This window comes from Rickettsia endosymbiont of Polydrusus tereticollis (genome assembly GCF_964026385.1).
Taxonomy (GTDB): domain Bacteria; phylum Pseudomonadota; class Alphaproteobacteria; order Rickettsiales; family Rickettsiaceae; genus Rickettsia.
The window spans coordinates 2,137,118-2,156,049 of the sequence record NZ_OZ032142.1; the positions used below are offsets into that span (position 1 = coordinate 2,137,118).

The window sequence follows — 18,932 nt, forward strand, 5'->3', positions numbered from 1 at the left end:
TCCCTCATTGAGTTTATCGAAGGGTTCCTTAGCATATATAGCTAGAAGCTAATAAAACGGCTATGGACAATAATCTCTAAAGAGTTGATCAATATCACATTGATATTTTCTCCTAATAGATTTAGCTTGAGCCCATTTATGTTCAATTGGATTTAAATCTGGGCTATATGCCGGTAAATATTCAAGGATATGCCCAGCATTTTTGATATAATATTGCATATCTTTATTCTTATGAAAAGCAGCATTATCTAAAACAATTACACAACCATCTGGTAATTTAGGCATTAAATCCTCTTTTACCCAATGAGTAAAAGTTTGTGTATCAATATTATGTTCGAAAAGACTAACTGTCAAAAGTGCTTTGTCTAGCAAGGCTCCTATAGCATTAGTACGTCCTTTAGCTCCCCAATCATGTGTACCAAAACATCTTTCTCCCTTCATAGAATATCCATGAGTACGAGGCATGTCATGCATAAAACCACTTTCATCCAAGTATACTATAGGTTTTCCATCATGTGTATATTGAGTAATTTTATTTTGAAAGCATAACCTCTCTTTTGCTTTGGCTTTTGGGTGATTCAGTGTTTTTTTTATATGTAATATTTAAGCGTTTAAGAGCTCTCCAAATGCCATGTGTACTTACAACTAAACGTTCAGCTCTCTCATAATTATAAGCATCAGGATAGTCCTTGACATCTTGTTTTAATGCTTCCATGTTGATTTTTGTTGCAGGTTTATTACGAGTACGTGAAGGCTCCAAACGTTTTGCCCAACGCACTAATGTTGTCTTCCCTACATCAAAACGCTTGGCTGTTTGTACATAACTTAAACCTTCTTTGTTCTTTATCTTAAATACCTTTCTACGAAAATCTATACTATATGTCATAAGTCTTTTTTTATAGCCGTTTTATTAGCTTCTAGCTATATTTCTAGCACACTTTCTAATATTATATTGTTCAGTGCTTCGCCGACACCATTCCTCTTGATATTTAATACAAAAGGACTAGCAGCAGCTGAAGAACCGGTATTTATACGTTCAAAATATTTTTTCCCTACATATGAATTAAATTCATTAGTTGTGGTAGGTGCCTTAGGGGGTATTCTATTATTATCGGCTTTAAGTTTTAATGCTCTTTTTATCAAATCGTCATTAACTCCTGCAGCTTTTAGCTTTAGATTCTCTAGTTCCGAAGGTGTCATTATTGACGGCGGAGGTGGTGGAGGCGGAGCATTGCCGGTAGTAATCGGCTGCTTGCTTTGTTGTTGTGCAACTATATTTTCCTGACCTATTTCCACCAAAGATTTCATTAATCCCGCTATGGTCATGCGTTGAGATAACTGAGTTACCTCTTCTTGTGAAAAATTAGCTATAGAGGGTACATTTTGCGAAAGAGCATTACCTAGTTTATTTTCCTCGATAATAACTTTAGCTGCTAAAAATTCTCTTAATATTTCAGGTTTCGTAGATTGTATCACCCTAATAAAATCAGCTGAATTTATATTATTATCTGATGCAAATGCTTTAATAGTTTCACGATCAATTGTTTTTATTATGTTAGTTCTTAAATTATTTATTTGCTCATCGGAAACGGAATCAATATTTTTTAGGGTTGTAATTATTTTGTCTTTATCAAATAAAATATTCACTTTATTGATATTAGTTAACTTATTAGGATCATTAACTAATTCTTCTATATTATCATTTAATTTTTGGTTGCCAAAAACGCTGAAGTTTTTAACTATAAATCTTAATTGTTCTAATCTATCATTACAATTTGCTAATTCTTGTTCTTTTTGTTCTTTTATTTGTATCGTTTGAACAAATTCTTTTTGAGGTTTGGATATTCCACTAGATGGCAATAGAAGACGCTTCATTGCATCATCTGAGGATTCTTGGAAAAGCTTGTCAGGTATGGCATCTTTTTTAGTTCTTTTAATTATAGGAGCAGTATACAGATCTTTTGAAAGTTCCTGATATATCTGTAAGGCTTTGCTTTTAATCTCAGTTGCCTGACTACTATCCTGATTACCTTCGCTGAATAAACTAATAAGTTTTTCTGCCCCAAAATCGTCTTTATATTCAGTCGTTAATATTTGCCGTATAGTATTTACTATATTTATTTCGGCTCCCATTAGTTGTACCCCTAATTTAGGAAAATCTTTGTTAGACTCTGTTAAATATGCTTTGTACAATTGACCGTATTCTGTTTGCGGTTCGGTTATTTCATCAGCCTTATTTACTTTTGTTGATAAAGAATTTTGCTGTGTATGCTTACCTTGCTCTGCTAATTTTTCATATAATTTATGCAGCTTCGGATGGCTCTTTTTAAGATCATTAAGATTAATATTATAATTATTATGAATAGGAGGCGGTGCATTTGGCCGCGGTGGCGGAGTCGTACCTGTCGACGCTGTCCTTGTAAGCACCGGTTGTGGAGTAGGTAAAAGTTTTTTCTTAATTTCTTTTTTTATAATTTCGGGTGGAGTTAAAATAACATTAATTGATTTTTCTAAAGAAGTTTTATTAAAACCGTTAATTAATGCAACTATTTCATTTTGATTTAAATCATTAGTTATTAAAGAATCGGCTTTAAGTTTTTTATTAATCTCTGCTATTACCTTTTGTGGTATATTTCCATATTTGCCGTTCTTATAATATACTTGTAATTTTTCTTTTATTTTACCTTTTCTTAATAAAAACTTTTTGAGCCCTTTTTTATCATTAATAGCTTTGAGTTGCGTTAATATTAGTCTAGCTTCCGGGTGAAGTTTTTGTGTTTCTAAAGTAATTAGATTCCTGTCTACATAACCCGCAACTCGATCAAAAAATATATTTTTTTGTTCTTCGGAAGCATTTTGTGTTATTGCAGCTAATATAGGTCTGTTTTCTTTATTAATAGGTTTTGTAAAATCCAAAATTCTCACATCTTCAAGGTTACCGACAAATAATATTTGTTTTATATTTTGATCCTTTAGATCAGATAAAATTTTATCAATTGCAGTTTTTTTTAGCTCTAAAGATAGTCCTGTGTTTTCGGCATATCCTAAAGCAGTGATAGCATCGTTATTATTAAGGTATTCGTCAAACCTTTCGTTATGCTCTTGTAATATACATTGTTGCTTAAGGCGTGTTAATAGAGAATTTTCTGCCATTTTCTTGTTATTTTTTAGCACGTCGGAAATTAAGTCTTTTAGTTTATATCCTTCTTTATTAGGGGGGTCTTGTGCTAATGAAAAGCCATTAGGGATAGTGGCAGGTTTTTCTTCTGTAGGCTTTTCTTCTGTAGGTGCTTTTTTTCTAGAAAACCATTTTTTTGCTTTTGGCTTTTCACTAACTGTGGGCGATTGTGCGTCTCTTTCTCGATTAGTATGCATAGGAGGGTTTGATGGAACTTCCCTTTTCTGCCGAGTAGTTTTTGGTTTGCTTAGTGGGTGGTTACGGAAGTCCTCAAGGAAGCCCTCAAGGTCATCGCCGGGTTGTGCAAATCCCTCATTTATTCCAAAAGTTAATGTGGTAATACTAACGCAAATTAGTAAAAAATATTTAAATAAACTGAATTTATTTCGTAAATTTTTTTTCATAAACGCTGCCATTATTTTTTTACAAGCTAACTTTGAGAGAGCTAGTCGCTTTTAGCAGGCATTATAAGAAAAGATTAAAATTTACCAAGTCTTTTTTTATAAAGAGATTAAAATTCATTAATATTTTTGATTATTGAGTGAGGTTTAATGGCAGTGTTGTTACGTGATTCTCGGAATCGTCATGACGAACAACTAAAGGCGTTGTTGCTGGCTCGAGAATTAATAAAAATCCGTCATGGCGAAGCCACGAAGTGGCTGTGGTCATCCAGGCTATCCCGAATATATGAGGGATTTAATTAGCATCAAAGAAGTTGCAATATGAAGCGTTTTAACAACACTTCATTTTTTTATCGTACAACGTGAAATTTCTTATTGACTTTCAACGAAAAAAATATAATTTCTTTATATTTAATTAAAATGTTAGGCTATGAGAAAGAGCAAAGAAGTTTAACAAAAGAACAAAAACAAGCTCTAGGGTTGTTATCAGTAGGTACTTTTCTAGAGTATTTTGACTTAATGCTATATGTTCATTTAGCAGTATTGCTTAATGTACTATTTTTTCCAGAAAGCGATCCTTATACTACTTCTCTTTTAACGGCATTTTCTTTTTGCTCTACTTTTGTTTTTAGACCAATCGGTGCTTTAGTATTTGGCTGGATAGGTGATAATATTGGGCGAAAAACTACCGTTATTATAACAACTTTTTTAATGGCAATTTCTTGCCTTATGATGTCTGTTCTACCCACTTATGCAGATTTTGGTCTTACTGCTGCTGTTTTATTTACTATATGTCGTATTATACAAGGTATGGCATCTATGGGGGAAAGAGTAGGAGCAGAGCTTTACTTAACTGAAATTACTTCTCCTCCGATACAATACCCTGTTGTATCTTTAATAGCAGGATTTGGTACATTTGGCACAAGTGCTGCTTTAGGAATAGCTTCTTTAGCCCGGATATTGCATGAGATATAGGAGACAAAATCCTCGTAAAGCTGTATAATACTGGTATTTCATTAGAATAATACAAAGGATTTTGTCATGACAAATTGTATAGCATATAGTTACCAGTTTTCCAAAGTAAAAAATCGGACAATAGAGATAAATTTCACTGGAGGTGATATTAGTAGCGATGGAGGTGTGTTGTTATTAAGAGAAGCAGATAAAAGGCTTGGTATAACAGAGGAGCTTGCTAAAATATTTCCTGATAGACGAGATGGTAGTAAAATTACCCATAATATGGCAACAATGCTGAGGCAACGAATTTATGGTATTGCATTAGGTTATGAAGATTTAAATGACCACAATTATCTACGAAAATGTCCTGCTATGCAAACAGCTATGGAAACAATTGATGATATGGCAAGTAGTTCTACCTTATGTCGTATAGAAAACAATGCTGATAGACACTTTGCAATTAAAGTGCATGAACTAATGCTTGATAAATTTATTAAGTCTCATAAAATAGTACCAAAGCAGCTAATACTTGATTTTGATGCTACGGATGATGAAATTCATGGGCAACAGGAAGGTAAGTTTTATCATGGTTATTACGGTCATAATTGCTTTTTACCTTTGTATGTTTTTTGTGGAAAGCATCTGTTAGTTAGTTATCTTAGGACGTCAAAGCAGGATCAAGCAAAACATTCTTGGGCAATATTATCATTGTTAGTAAAACGTTTTCGCCAAGCTTGGCCAGAGGTAAAGATTATTTTTCGTGGTGATAGTGGATTTTGTCGTCATCAGATGTTTGATTGGTGTGATATTCATAATATAAAATATATTGTAGGAATGCCCCAAAATAACAGACTAAATGAGTTACTGAAACCTACAATGGAGAAGTCAAAAGCAGCATTTATTATAACCCAAGAAAAGCAACGTCTTTTTAGTGAGTTTCCATATAAGGCTGGTAGTTGGAGTCATGAACGTAGAATAATTGGTAAGGCAGAAATGACAATGCTTGGAGAAAATCCAAGGTATATAGTAACTAATTTATCAGATAAACCTGAAGATTTATACGACAAAGTTTACTGTGGTCGTGGTGATATGGAAAACCGTATAAAAGAGCAACAACTAGAATTATTTGCAGATCGTACTTCTTGTCATAGATGGTGGGCTAATCAGCTCAGAATGATTTTATCGGGTCTTGCATACACTTTAGTAGAATATATCAGAGGTAATTTATTACAAGGTAGTGCATTAGCAAAAGCACAAATAGGTACAATACGTTTAAAATTATTAAAAATTGGGGTAGTAATTATCCGTAATACTAGGCGTATTAAGTTTTTGTTATCTTCATCATATCCTTACCGACAGGTATGGAATCATGTGATGAAGAAATTAGCATTAGAATAACCTAGATTAGCACTGTTCCCGGTGCTTAGAAAAAATGGGGTAAGGGGCATTACATCTAAAATTTGAAAATAACGGCTTCAAAGCACTTTTTGGCAAAATTTTTACAAAAGTATCATTGCTAATATTATAAATTACTCAATTTCTTACTTTAAATCTCACTTCATGCAATATCCGGGTTAGTACTTTCCGTAGGGATTAATTGGCGGATAATTTTTATTATCGGAGCGGCAGTTGCTTTAGTTGGTTCTGCTGCTCGAACCCGCCTTAGGGAAACACCGGAATTTGTTAATGCAAAGCGTAGATTACAAGAAGCTATGATTGATGCAGATAAAGATCCAAAAATTTTAGAAAATAATCCTATATGGAATGAAAAAGTTAATAAAAAAACAGCATTAGCTTTATTTTTATTAAATTGTGCTTGGCCTATATGCTTTTATTTTGTATACGTACATTGTAATAGTATCTTAAAAAATTCTTTTAATTACAATTCTGAGCAAGTTATAAATCATAATTTTATCGTATCTTTAATTGAGTTAGCAAAATTTTTTGTATTACTTTATTTAAGTTATAAAATACATCCATTAAAAATCCTTAAGGTAACAGGAACAATATTTCTCATATTTGTTTTAATATGTCCTTATCTATTAGTATTTTGGATAAAAACTCCGTTACACTTACTTTTTATTCAATCCTTTCTTGTGATATTTGCACCTGGGGTTACTCCGGCTATGGCTATATTCTTTAAACACTTACCGATTTTTAAACGATTTACTTATAGTACGTTTATGTATGCCACGGCTCGTGCTTTAACTTACGCTATTACCTCTTTTGGAATGATATATTTAATAAAATTATTTAGTCATTGGGGATTGTTATTTATAATGCTTCCTATTGCTATAGGTTATATCTTTGGAGTGAATCACTTTAAAAAATTAGAGATAGAAGTTGGGAATTATTACCATAAGGTATAACATTTTGAGATTTTGGAGTATATTTTTGAAGTAAATATTTATTTATTCTACTAAACTCTTTCTCTATTGTCGGAAGTTTAAGATATACAACAAGAACTAAAAATATTTTCAAAGTTTCATCTATAATTTTTTGAATTTTTTCATACGATTTAACTTCGATAGTCTGCAAATTATGCACTCGATCAAAGATTTTTATAAGTGCCGTATCATATCTTTTTTGTTGAATTAATAAATTTAAACTATCCTCAACGCTGACCTTTCCAGAAGGTTTAACTCGAGTTAAACCTTCTACATGGTTTGCTATATTTCTGTCAAAAATAACAGCAATATCATTTTCCGTAAGGGGTGTGTCTTCTACAGTATCGTGTAATAAAGCAGCATTTATCATACTGGGTATAAAAAGTTTAGGTACTTCAAGTGCCGTAAACTCGGCTAACAAATAAGCAACTTCTACCGGATGGGAGTAATACGGGTCGCCTGATTGTCGCATTTGTGTGCCGTGATATTTCTGTGCATAATAAATACCCTTTTTAATCTCCTTAAGGTCTATCGGATATTGTACTAATTTGTTTAAAGAAGTAATTTTATCTAGTAGCTTTGCGGCATAACCGCACATCTCAAACTTTTCTTCCCAGCAATTAATATCTTCCATAAAGATTAACCTAAATTCATTAGATTAATCTTTATAACATTTTCTATTAATAATTTAAAGTAATAAATTACAATGGGCAGTGCTTTTTTAACCTTACAATTTAATAATAACCTTTAAATAATATGAAATACAAAGCTTAAGATACATTAATGTAATTTAAATTCTATGAAACTGCATAGGCGTTGTTGCGTGGATCATAATTCACCGTATTATGGTTATTACAAGTATGGTGTCATACCGTGGCTTGACCACGGTATCCAGAAAAAACCTTAATAAAAAGACTGGATGCCGTGATCAAGGAACTAGAATGACACCGTACGCTTTGCAAAAATTCGATCCACGCAACAATGCTTTTAGTTGCTCGCAATGACGTTACACGTATCCACGCAACAATGCCAGCTGCATATTATATGCTTTATTTTCACAACAAAGTATTTTATACCCTAATTTAAAATATTATTTTAGCTTTTCCGCTGCTTTTTCTGCTGCTTCCGCCGCTTCTTCTGCATCTAACTCAGCTTCTATTTGTTGGTCTTCTAACGCCATTTCTTTAGCGTGTCTTTCTATTAAATAACTATTTAGTATCCGCATGAGAATCATAACAACAATTAAAGCCGGTATAATAATTTTAAACATGTCTTTGGTGTCTTTCCAAACTCGGGCATTTTGAGGTGGTACCCTTTGTCTAGACAAATTTTTTAAATTTTAGAGGTGTAATTCTCCTGTATTAATGTATTGGTTTTTCAAAGTAAAGTTTGCATTTTCTATGTCATATAGCCTCTTGATAATTTTCTAGTTTTTCTGCAAAATGTATCATTTCAGGTGTCTTATATTCAAGCGATTGATGAGGTCTTTGCTGATTATAAAATTCTATATAATCTCTGATAGCTATCTTTGCTTCACGTACTGTTTCAAGATCAAAACGATAAATCTTCTCTTGTTTCAAAGATCGCCAAAAACGTTCAATAAATACATTATCTAAGGCTCTGCCTTTGCCGTCCATACTAATAGCTATGCCTTGTTGCTCAAGTATTTGAGTAAAATCTTTTGATGTAAATTGTACTCCTTGATCCGTATTAAAAATGTCAGGCTTGCCATGTATAGATATTGCTTCATTTAGAGCTTCAATACAAAAATCATTTTCTAAACTAATCGACACCCGCCAACTCAAAATATAACGACTATACCAATCCATTATAGCAACCAAATATACAAAACCTTGCTTTAATCTTATGTAAGTAATATCTGCACAGTAAACTTGATTGGAGCAAACCACCTCTATATTATTTAATAGATATGGGTATACTTTATGAGCCTGATTCCTACGGCTTAAATTAATCTTTGGGTATACTGCTTCAATACCAAGTATTTTATAATATTTTCTTATCATCTTACGACTAACATTTAACCCTTCGGATTTTAGGACATGAGACATTCTTCTAGTACCATAATAGGGATGCTCTGTAAAAATCTCATCAATTCTGTTCAGTACTCTATACTCCTTATCATCTAAGGTATTCCTAGCTCGGTAGTAGTAACTTGAGCGGTTTAAATCTAAAAGTTTGCATTGTCTTGCTATGGTTAAATTTGAAGCATAACTTATCATTTTTTTCCTAACCTCTAAATCCAAAGATACTAGATTTTTTTTTAAGCCAGTCTCTTTCAACTGTTAACTGGCCTATTTGCTCAAATAATGATTTAATTAAATCTTCTTGGCCGGTATCTTGTTGTTTAGATTTCGATTTAAATCCAGAAACCATAAAATCTAAAGCTTCTTTCTTCCATTTATAAATCTGATTAGCGTGAACACCATATTTGCTGGTAATTTGAGCTATAGTCATTTCTCCAGATATTGCTTCAATTGCTATTTTTGCTTTTTCTTCTGCACTATATTTTTTAACTTGTTTTTTCATTTTTTGCTCCTTTTCCTAGGAGATATTATACCTACTTTTCTCTATTTTCTTGTCTAGTTTTTGGGTACCATTATATTTCTTTGCCTTTTTTCTTCTCTATATTCTTCTTCTAATCTTTCTTCCTCTGATTTTTCTTCTACAACAAAAATCGTTTGTTCTTCTTTATCGGTCATTTTTTTTTACCTTTAATATATTACGATGAAATAAATTTATTTAAATGAGGATAAACATCAATAAACTTTAACTGTAAATAGTAATGAAATAAGTAAAATTGTCAAGTTATTTAAGTTGTAAAAGAAAGGTAAAATATAATTAATAATCTGTTTTGTGACCTAGGTGAACAAAGTTTTTGCGTGTGACCTCTAACCATTAGCAGATATTTTGCAATTAAGATTAAAAAATGTTTTACTTTATCAATTTATAGTAGTACTTTAACTAAAAATTAATTGAGGAATCAGTATGAAAAGCGACAATATAACCACGTATGAACAAGCTTGGCAAGCTAAACCGGATGGGCGTAGTAATGAAGAAATTTACGAGTCAATCGTTGAAAGAATAAGAAAAATGTATAACGGCAAATTACCGGAAGTAGAAGCACACGAAGCGGCAAGAAGATTAATAGAGTTTGTAAAAATTCTTATGCAGGTACATATGCGATTAGAAGAAGAAAAAAATAATAAAGCCTAATCGATTTTTAAGGTAGTTATATAAAATCGTAATCGGAATAACTATAAAAGGCAGCTTCTTGGGTGTAGTAACCTCCAAACAACAATGGCATTTGCTGTTTGGATCGAATTTTTGCAAAGCGTACGGTGTCATACCGTGACTTGATCACGGCATCCAGTCTTTTTATTAAGGTTTTTTCTGGATACCGTGGTCAAGTCACGGTATGACACCGTACTTGTAATAACCATAATACGGTAAATTATGATCTACGCAACAACGCCTTCCCGCGAAGGCGGGAATCCAGAAAAAACACTTAAAATAGGCAAAATTATATAAAAATTTACTATATAATTCGTTTAAATATTCTAGATTCCCGCCTTCGCGGGAATGACATATAGCACTTTTTTAAAGCCACACAAAACGCCCCGTGAGACATAGGATAGGCAAGAATAACATCTAGACGATCTTACTCTTTTAATTTCTCTTTCAACAGCTGATTCACCAGTGACGGATTTGCTTTTCCTTCTGTTTTTTTCATCACTTGACCGACAAAGAAACCGAGTAATTTATCTTTACCGCTTCTATATGATTCAACAGAGTCCATATTTTCAGCTAATATTTCATCTATTATAGAAGTAAGTATATTTGCATCCGACACTTGTACTAAGCCTTGTTCCTCTATTATTTTATCCGCCGGCTGCCCGCTTGCAAACATAACTTCAAAAACTGTTTTGGCGATTTTTCCGGAAATAACGTCATCTTCTATTAATTTAATTAATTTAGCAAAATTCTCCGGCGTAATTTTACACTCCTTGATGCTAATAGAAGCTTTATTTAACTGCCCAAATAATTCACTCGTCAACCAATTAACAAGAATCTTAGGACTACATAAATTGGCAGCTATCTCAAAATAATTAGCTACCGATTCATCGGCAACGATTACTTCCGCATCATATTTGCTTAAACCGAACTTATTGATATATTTCTCAATTTTCTGATCCGGAAGCTCCGGTAAGTCGGCAGCTAATTTATCTATTAATTCTTGCGATATAATAACCGGTAACAAATCAGGATCGGGAAAATATCTATAGTCATGCGATTCTTCCTTTAAACGCATCGTTCTTGTCTCGCCGATATTGGCATTAAATAACCTTGTTTCCTGAATTACCGCCTCACCGCTCTCAATTAACTTTACTTGCCTTACCGCTTCATACTCGATAGCCCTGATAATATTACGAATCGAATTAATATTTTTAATCTCGCATCTTGTCCCTAAAGGCTCACCGCTATGCCTTACCGATATATTGGCGTCACAGCGCATGGAGCCTTTTTCCATATCACCGTCGCAACTACCTATATAACGCAATAAGCTTCTCAGCTTCTTAACAAACTCCGCTGCCTCGTCAGGCGATGATAAATCCGGCTCGGTTACTATCTCCATTAAGCCGATCCCTGCCCTGTTTAGATCAATAAAACTATAATAAGGCGATTGGTCATGCATTGACTTACCGGCATCTTGCTCCAAATGCAGGCGATTAATCCTAACAGTTTTAGCCCCTCCCTCTTCGGTTACGATATCTAGGCTACCCTCCTGCACTATCGGATGATAAAATTGGGAAATTTGATAACCTTGCGGTAAATCGGCATAAAAATAATTTTTCCGATCAAATACCGAATAACGGTTAACACGAGCTTTTAACCCAAGACCGGTTTTAATTGCTTGATGCACGCAATATTCATTTAATACCGGTAGCATCCCGGGCATTGCGGCATCAATAAAAGAAACTTGTGAATTAGGAGCTGCCGCAAATTTTGTTGAGCTACCGGAAAAAAGTTTTGACTCTGAAGAAATTTGAGCATGGATTTCAAGCCCGATTACATATTCCCATTTACCTGTATTACCTTCAATATGTGCCACTAGAAACCTTCCGGTGTAAAATTGATATTTTTCATGCCTTTTTCAATGGCAGAAGCTACTTTTAAAATATTATATTCATCAAGATGTTTACCGACTATTTGCATACCTAAAGGCAGCCCTCTACTTGATAAAGCAGCCGGAACGGAAACGCACGGTAAACCGGCAAGGCTTGCAGGGATGGTAAATAAGTCATTTATATACATAGTGGTAGGGTTATCTTGTTTTTCACCGATTTTAAAGGCTTCCGTCGGTGTAGAAGGTAGCAAAATAGCGTCAACATCCATAAAAGCATTTTTAAAATCATTAAGAACTAACCTGCGTATTTTTTGAGCTTTCAAGTAATAAGCATCCATAAAAGCTGAAGAAAGTACGTATGTCCCGATCATAATACGACGCTTTACTTCGTCGCCAAATCCGGCTGTCCTAGTCATCTCATACATTTGATCAAGAGTCATATTTTTCTCTTCTACTCTAAAACCATATCTAACTCCGTCATACCTTGCCAAATTTGAAGAGGCTTCGGCCGGTGCTATTACATAATAAACGGCAATGGCATATTTAGCATATGGCAGAGAGATATCAACAATCTCAGCACCTTCACTTTTTAATAAGTCAATTGCATTATGCCACATTTTCATAATATCCGGCTCTATTATATTATCTTCCGTAAGGTTCAAAGGCACGCCTATTTTTATGTTTTTGATAGAAGCACCGCAAGCAGGAATTAATTTTGGCACTTCAGCTTGAATTGAAGTTGAATCTTTCTCATCAAATCCCATCATTACCTCAAGCATCAAAGCACTATCTTCAACGCTTCTGGTAAGTATACCGGCTTGATCAAGGGAACTAGCAAAAGAAACCATACCGTATCTTGAGCAACGCCCGTAAGTCGGCTTAAAGCCTACAAGACCGGTAAAACTAGCGGGTTGACGTACCGACCCGCCGGTATCGCTACCCAAAGCCGCCATAGCTAAGAATGCACTCACTGCCGCAGCCGATCCGCCTGATGACCCGCCCGGTACTAAATCGGCATTGTCACCTTTAGCTTTCCAGGGACTAATAACATTACCGAAATAACTATTAATATTGGCGGAACCCATAGCAAACTCGTCCATATTGGTTTTACCTAGCATAATCCCGCCTTTATCAAAAATATTTTGCGTAACGGTAGATTCGTAATTAGGTACAAAATTACTAAGAATTTTAGAGCAAGCAGTAGTTCGTACGCCCTTAGTACAAAATAAATCCTTTACGGCAATAGGTATCCCTTCAAGCGGTCTTACTGCATTTTTACCGTAATTTTGATCGGCGATTTTAGCAGACTGCAAAGCTATATCAAAAGTTTCAGTAACATAAGCATTTAAATTTTTATGCTTTTCTATCTGCTTGATATGAGAATTAACTAATTCTTGACTTGAGAATTCTTTATTTTTTAAACCTTTTAAAGCATTTGCTATGGTTAATTTAGTTAGTTCTGACATAATTTACTCAACGACTTTTGGAACAATAAAATATTTTACTTCACGAGCAAGCTCCGCTTGCTCTTCCGGGATATTATTAAATAACTCGTCTAAAATATCTGCAGAGGTTACTTCATCTTTTCTGGTTCTAGCAGTCATATCACAAACCGAGGTTAAAGGTTTAGCATCTTCACAATCAATTTCATTTAAGATATCAATCATATCCATAATTTTACTTAACTGATCCGTAAATTCGACTATTTTTTCTCCTTCACATTTTAGCCTTGCTAACTTCGCTATTTTTTGTACTTCTTCTTGTGTGATCATTTTACTTACATACCCTTAGTTTTATTTTTTGCGTGGATAGAATTTTTGATGTCATTCTAGCTAAAGGCGGGAATCTAGAAAATATTTAAGCGAATTATATAGTAAATTTTTATATAATTTTGCTTATTTTAAGTGTTTTTTCTGGATTCCCGCCTTTAGCTAGAATGACATACGGCACTTTTTCAGAGCCATGCAGCAATGCCTACAGTCGCTCGCAATGACGTTTGGGGTATCCATACAACAACACCAAGTACAAGCCCACGGTATGACACAATAACTAAAACATACCCTATCAAACTGTCAATATTTCCTGCTCTTTTTGTTTTACTTGTGTATCTACCTTATTACTAAATTCATCGGTTAGTTTCTGTACTTCTTCAGATAAATTATGATGTTCGTCTTTTGCAATGATGTTATCTTTTTCCAATTTCTTTAATTCTTCATTTCCGTCCCTGCGAATGTTACGTAAAGAAATTTTAGTAGTTTCACCGTATTTATGAGCAAGCTTTGCCAGCTCTTTACGACGTTCTTCCGTTAAGCTTGGAATAGCTAACCTAATTAATTGCCCGTCGGCTGCAGGAGTTAAACCGAGATTAGCTTCAGTAATTGCTTTCTCTATGGGCTTTACCATTTCTTTATCCCACACTTGTACTGTAATTGTCCTTGCATCAGGTGTTGACAGGCTTGATATTTGAGATAATGGCATCCTATCGCCATAAGCTTCCACTACTACGCTATCGAGTAAATTAACTGAAGCACGACCCGTTCTAAGCCCTTTAAGTTCGTGGTCTAAAACTTTTAAAGCTTTTTCCATCCGTTCTTGTAAATCTTTCTTAAGAGTTGCTTTATCCATAATATTTTATCCGTACATTTAATTTTTATTTGATATAGGCATTGCTGCGTGGTTACCAGAATCGTCATTGCTCACCACTGCAGGCGTTGTTGCATGGATCGATTTTTTGATGTCATTCCCGCGAAGGCGGGAATCCAGAAAAAACACTTAAAATAAGCAAAATTATATAAAAATTTACTATATAATGTGCTTAAATATTCTCTGGATTCCCGCCTTTAGCTAGAATGACATATAGCACTTTTTTAGAGCCATGCAACAACACAGGTGCAAGCCACGGTATGACAATCCTAAATTCACGAACCAGTATACTACCTTTCTTCTATGGTCGTATACTCACCTTTGCCTTGTATTACTTTAGCAAAATTTCCTTGTTCTTTTATAGAAAATACTTTTATAGGTAACTTATTCTCTCTAGCAACCGCAATGGCTGCTATATCCATAACTTGTAGGTTATTAGTTATAACATCTTTATAGCTAATAGTGAAATATTTTTTAGCCGCAGGGTTTTTTTTCGGATCGGAATCATATACCCCATCAACTTGCGTTGCTTTCATTAAAATATCGCAATTCATTTCGATTGCCCGAAGCACTGCTGCACTGTCGGTTGTACAAAACGGATTACCGGTACCGCCGGCAAAAATTACTACTCGCCCTTTTTCCATATGCCTTTTTGCCCGACGACGAATATACGGCTCGCATACACTCATCATAGGAATTGCCGATAATACTCTGGTGTAAATATTTAAGCTTTCCATGATGTTTTGCAGAGTCAAGGCATTAATGACCGTCCCAAGCATCCCGATATAATCGGCCGAGGCTCTTTCCATACCGACAAAAGCGGCATTAATACCGCGATAAATATTGCCGCCGCCGACTACAATACAAACTTCTGCACCTAAATCAATAACCTCTTTAATATCTTCGGCAATTTTTCTTATTACGCTATATTCGTGACCGAATTGTTTTTCTCCCATCAAGGCCTCACCTGAAACTTTAAGCAAAACCCGCTTGTATTTTAACGCCATATTTTGTAATTTTCTCTTTTTAGGTTTTTAATTTTTTCTTCACCTGTCGCACCTTTTAACAAATCATTAGAATTTTTTAACGAACCGAAATTTCTAATATTACTATTTAAAAATTTATTTAAATTACCAAATTCGCCCTTCAAAATATCGTGCTTAATCTCTTTATGCGTTTCTTGTGCTTTTTTCATTAGCATCGAAGCGATAATTGCCCCGTTAGTATAAGCAGGAAAATAGCCAAAACTTCCATGTGACCAATGGATGTCCTGCATACAACCTTTGCTAACCCGGATATTGCATGAAGTGAGATTTAAAGTAAGAAATTGAGTAATTTATAATATTAGCAATGATACTTTTGTAAAAATTTTGCCAAAAAGTGCTTTGAAGCCGTTATTTTCAAATTTTAGATGTAATGCCCCTTACCCCATTTTTTCTAAGCACCGGGAACAGTGCTAATCTAGGTTATTCTAATGCTAATTTCTTCATCACATGATTCCATACCTGTCGGTAAGGATATGATGAAGATAACAAAAACTTAATACGCCTAGTATTACGGATAATTACTACCCCAATTTTTAATAATTTTAAACGTATTGTACCTATTTGTGCTTTTGCTAATGCACTACCTTGTAATAAATTACCTCTGATATATTCTACTAAAGTGTATGCAAGACCCGATAAAATCATTCTGAGCTGATTAGCCCACCATCTATGACAAGAAGTACGATCTGCAAATAATTCTAGTTGTTGCTCTTTTATACGGTTTTCCATATCACCACGACCACAGTAAACTTTGTCGTATAAATCTTCAGGTTTATCTGATAAATTAGTTACTATATACCTTGGATTTTCTCCAAGCATTGTCATTTCTGCCTTACCAATTATTCTACGTTCATGACTCCAACTACCAGCCTTATATGGAAACTCACTAAAAAGACGTTGCTTTTCTTGGGTTATAATAAATGCTGCTTTTGACTTCTCCATTGTAGGTTTCAGTAACTCATTTAGTCTGTTATTTTGGGGCATTCCTACAATATATTTTATATTATGAATATCACACCAATCAAACATCTGATGACGACAAAATCCACTATCACCACGAAAAATAATCTTTACCTCTGGCCAAGCTTGGCGAAAACGTTTTACTAACAATGATAATATTGCCCAAGAATGTTTTGCTTGATCCTGCTTTGACGTCCTAAGATAACTAACTAACAGATGCTTTCCACAAAAAACATACAAAGGTAAAAAGCAATTATGACCGTAATAACCATGATAAAACTTACCTTCCTGTTGCCCATGAATTTCATCATCCGTAGCATCAAAATCAAGTATTAGCTGCTTTGGTACTATTTTATGAGACTTAATAAATTTATCAAGCATTAGTTCATGCACTTTAATTGCAAAGTGTCTATCAGCATTGTTTTCTATACGACATAAGGTAGAACTACTTGCCATATCATCAATTGTTTCCATAGCTGTTTGCATAGCAGGACATTTTCGTAGATAATTGTGGTCATTTAAATCTTCATAACCTAATGCAATACCATAAATTCGTTGCCTCAGCATTGTTGCCATATTATGGGTAATTTTACTACCATCTCGTCTATCAGGAAATATTTTAGCAAGCTCCTCTGTTATACCAAGCCTTTTATCTGCTTCTCTTAATAACAACACACCTCCATCGCTACTAATATCACCTCCAGTGAAATTTATCTCTATTGTCCGATTTTTTACTTTGGAAAACTGGTAACTATATGCTATACAATTTGTCATGACAAAATCCTTTGTATTATTCTAATGAAATACCAGTATTATACAGCTTTACGAGGATTTTGTCTCCTATATCTCATGCAATATCCGGGCTAACCGCTTGCGGTTTAATATTTAAATATTCTTGCATTTTAGTATCCCAATAGCTCGGCAATTCATCAAGGTTTAAATCACCTTCTATAAGCAACTCTTCAAGCTCAAACCTTAATATTACATGCATTGGATAAGTTACTTCATCGGCATCGACTCTTATAAAATCCGGTTTAACCCTTGTTACTTTTTTATAAAGATTGTCGGCAGAATATTCCGATCCTTTAAAAGCAAACTCATCTCTTAAAAGTTTAGCCAGAAATTCTATAAATTCTTTTGACTTTGCTACCTGCATTTCCATAAATAAAGATTGACTTTCATGAAAAGCCATACCTTTTGCATTCCCTACCGGTTGATTTTTATACAGACTCGGTAAATTCTGCTCATATAAAGCATGCCCCGTTTCGTGGATAATTCCCATTAATCCGGAAATAAAATTATCCTCCTCATATCTCGTTGTTAGCCGCACATCATCCGAAGTACCGCCGCAAAACGGATGCACTGACTCATCAAGCCGTGCTTTAGTAAGGTCAAGCTGCATTATTTCCATAATACGCTTGCCGATATTTTTTTGTATCTCTACGCTTATTTTATTGCTGCTTACTATTATTTCTTCACTTTTTTGTTTTTCTACAACCTTATTTATTAATTCCGGAATATTTGTCTTTAATACCTTATAAATTTCTTTAATTTCGGCACTTGCTCTATTCGGATCGTACATATCGATTAAGGCATCATACATTCCGCAATTAAATACGCTAGCTCGTGCTTTAGCTATTTCTTTCGTATAATTAAGTACTTTTTGCAAATGCGGTTTAAACAGATTATAGTCATTATTTACTCGTGCTTTTCGCCAAACTAATTCACATTCGGTAGTAGCGGCAACAATTTTCTTCTGCAATTCATCATCGATGCAATTCGCATCTAATATATTTCTCTCTATCTCTCTAATATTGGCTACTTGCCAATTATTCAACTCCTTTATTTCTTCTTTAGCTCTACCGACTAAGTCACTTAGCTCATCAGATTTTAGCATCCCATGTACTAACGAAGTTAAAGTTACTATTTCATTAGTACGACTTTCTATCGATCCGGTCGGCATATTAGTTGCTATATCCCAATAAAGTATAGCAAGTGCATTATTAATATACGAGATTTTTAAAAATTCATTTTCTAGTTTTGTATAATTATTCATAAATGATCCTCTGTTGATTTTGAGGGTTGTGCCATAACGGTCTTCCTGCGAAGCATTGCCCGCATGGATCGAAAAAAGTGCTGTGTCATTCCCGCGAAGGCGGGAATCCAGGCTTTTTTTGTCATGCTGAACTTGTTTCAGCATCTCATTAATAGATC

General features: G+C 34.2%; 16 protein-coding genes and 3 pseudogenes. 4 read left to right on the forward strand and 15 right to left on the reverse strand.

Annotated elements, in window-relative coordinates:
- Window positions 1-60: 60 nt before the first annotated feature.
- The 3 genes from AAGD48_RS10405 to AAGD48_RS10415 are packed head-to-tail and all read right to left on the reverse strand — an operon-like array spanning window position 61 to window position 3,582.
- Window positions 61-603 (reverse strand): IS630 family transposase, encoded by a 543-nt coding sequence (locus AAGD48_RS10405; protein ID WP_341790702.1) that lies wholly within the window; start codon window positions 601-603, stop codon window positions 61-63.
- Window positions 533-886, reverse strand: coding sequence for an IS630 transposase-related protein (locus AAGD48_RS10410; protein ID WP_341789396.1), 354 nt, complete (start codon window positions 884-886; stop codon window positions 533-535). Before AAGD48_RS10410 ends, AAGD48_RS10405 begins: the two co-directional genes overlap by 71 nt.
- A 35-nt stretch (window positions 887-921) precedes the next feature.
- Window positions 922-3,582, reverse strand: coding sequence for a hypothetical protein (locus AAGD48_RS10415; RefSeq protein ID WP_341789928.1), 2,661 nt, complete (start codon window positions 3,580-3,582; stop codon window positions 922-924).
- Window positions 3,583-3,999: 417 nt separating this feature from the next.
- Between AAGD48_RS10415 and AAGD48_RS10420 the strand changes: the two are divergent.
- The 3 genes and pseudogenes from AAGD48_RS10420 to AAGD48_RS10430 form a co-directional block, all read left to right on the forward strand.
- Window positions 4,000-4,530 (forward strand): annotated as a pseudogene (locus tag AAGD48_RS10420) (MFS transporter); the annotation flags it as partial.
- A 90-nt stretch (window positions 4,531-4,620) separates the two neighbouring features.
- The gene (locus AAGD48_RS10425; RefSeq protein ID WP_341789277.1) at window positions 4,621-5,934 is read left to right on the forward strand and encodes an IS1380 family transposase; all 1,314 of its coding nucleotides are present in this window, start codon (window positions 4,621-4,623) and stop codon (window positions 5,932-5,934) included.
- Between the two features lie 314 nt (window positions 5,935-6,248).
- Complete coding sequence (locus tag AAGD48_RS10430; protein ID WP_341789929.1) at window positions 6,249-6,905, forward strand: MFS transporter; 657 nt, start codon at window positions 6,249-6,251, stop codon at window positions 6,903-6,905.
- Here the strand turns inward: AAGD48_RS10430 and AAGD48_RS10435 are convergent.
- The 4 genes from AAGD48_RS10435 to AAGD48_RS10450 all read right to left on the reverse strand — a co-directional run bounded on the left by AAGD48_RS10435 (window position 6,859) and on the right by AAGD48_RS10450 (window position 9,470).
- Complete coding sequence (locus AAGD48_RS10435; RefSeq protein ID WP_341789930.1) at window positions 6,859-7,557, reverse strand: HD domain-containing protein; 699 nt, start codon at window positions 7,555-7,557, stop codon at window positions 6,859-6,861. The genes AAGD48_RS10430 and AAGD48_RS10435 overlap by 47 nt on opposite strands.
- Before the next feature lie 456 nt (window positions 7,558-8,013).
- Complete coding sequence (locus AAGD48_RS10440) at window positions 8,014-8,193, reverse strand: hypothetical protein (protein WP_341789931.1); 180 nt, start codon at window positions 8,191-8,193, stop codon at window positions 8,014-8,016.
- Window positions 8,194-8,326: 133 nt separating this feature from the next.
- Window positions 8,327-9,163, reverse strand: coding sequence for an IS3 family transposase (locus AAGD48_RS10445; RefSeq protein WP_341789327.1), 837 nt, complete (start codon window positions 9,161-9,163; stop codon window positions 8,327-8,329).
- Window positions 9,164-9,170: 7 nt separating this feature from the next.
- Window positions 9,171-9,470 carry a transposase gene (locus AAGD48_RS10450; protein ID WP_045812944.1) on the reverse strand — a complete coding sequence of 100 codons (300 nt, stop codon included), beginning with the start codon at window positions 9,468-9,470 and terminating at the stop codon, window positions 9,171-9,173.
- 459 nt (window positions 9,471-9,929) lie between these two features.
- Between AAGD48_RS10450 and AAGD48_RS10455 the strand changes: the two genes are divergently transcribed.
- Window positions 9,930-10,157 carry a hypothetical protein gene (locus tag AAGD48_RS10455; RefSeq protein ID WP_341789932.1) on the forward strand — a complete coding sequence of 76 codons (228 nt, stop codon included), beginning with the start codon at window positions 9,930-9,932 and terminating at the stop codon, window positions 10,155-10,157.
- 445 nt (window positions 10,158-10,602) lie between these two features.
- Here AAGD48_RS10455 and gatB read toward each other — a convergent pair whose 3' ends face one another.
- From gatB to AAGD48_RS10495, 8 genes and pseudogenes are all read right to left on the reverse strand, one after another.
- Window positions 10,603-12,054: an Asp-tRNA(Asn)/Glu-tRNA(Gln) amidotransferase subunit GatB gene (gatB, locus tag AAGD48_RS10460; protein WP_341789933.1), complete on the reverse strand. Its 1,452-nt coding sequence runs from the start codon at window positions 12,052-12,054 to the stop codon at window positions 10,603-10,605.
- Window positions 12,054-13,535: an Asp-tRNA(Asn)/Glu-tRNA(Gln) amidotransferase subunit GatA gene (gene gatA, locus AAGD48_RS10465; RefSeq protein ID WP_341789934.1), complete on the reverse strand. Its 1,482-nt coding sequence runs from the start codon at window positions 13,533-13,535 to the stop codon at window positions 12,054-12,056. Before gatA ends, gatB begins: the two co-directional genes overlap by 1 nt.
- Window positions 13,536-13,538: 3 nt before the next feature.
- Window positions 13,539-13,841 (reverse strand): Asp-tRNA(Asn)/Glu-tRNA(Gln) amidotransferase subunit GatC, encoded by a 303-nt coding sequence (gene gatC, locus AAGD48_RS10470; protein WP_341789935.1) that lies wholly within the window; start codon window positions 13,839-13,841, stop codon window positions 13,539-13,541.
- Window positions 13,842-14,133: 292 nt separating this feature from the next.
- A complete protein-coding gene (frr, locus tag AAGD48_RS10475; protein WP_341789936.1) occupies window positions 14,134-14,694 on the reverse strand; it encodes a ribosome recycling factor in 561 nt (186 codons plus the stop codon).
- Between the two features lie 308 nt (window positions 14,695-15,002).
- The gene (gene pyrH, locus AAGD48_RS10480; protein WP_341789937.1) at window positions 15,003-15,719 is read right to left on the reverse strand and encodes a UMP kinase; all 717 of its coding nucleotides are present in this window, start codon (window positions 15,717-15,719) and stop codon (window positions 15,003-15,005) included.
- Window positions 15,710-16,009 (reverse strand): annotated as a pseudogene (locus tag AAGD48_RS10485) (hypothetical protein); the annotation flags it as partial. The pseudogene AAGD48_RS10485 and the gene pyrH, both read right to left, overlap by 10 nt.
- Before the next feature lie 169 nt (window positions 16,010-16,178).
- A complete protein-coding gene (locus tag AAGD48_RS10490; protein ID WP_341789277.1) occupies window positions 16,179-17,492 on the reverse strand; it encodes an IS1380 family transposase in 1,314 nt (437 codons plus the stop codon).
- Window positions 17,493-17,580: 88 nt separating this feature from the next.
- Window positions 17,581-18,774 (reverse strand): annotated as a pseudogene (locus AAGD48_RS10495) (carboxypeptidase M32); the annotation flags it as partial.
- Window positions 18,775-18,932: the final 158 nt, after the last annotated feature.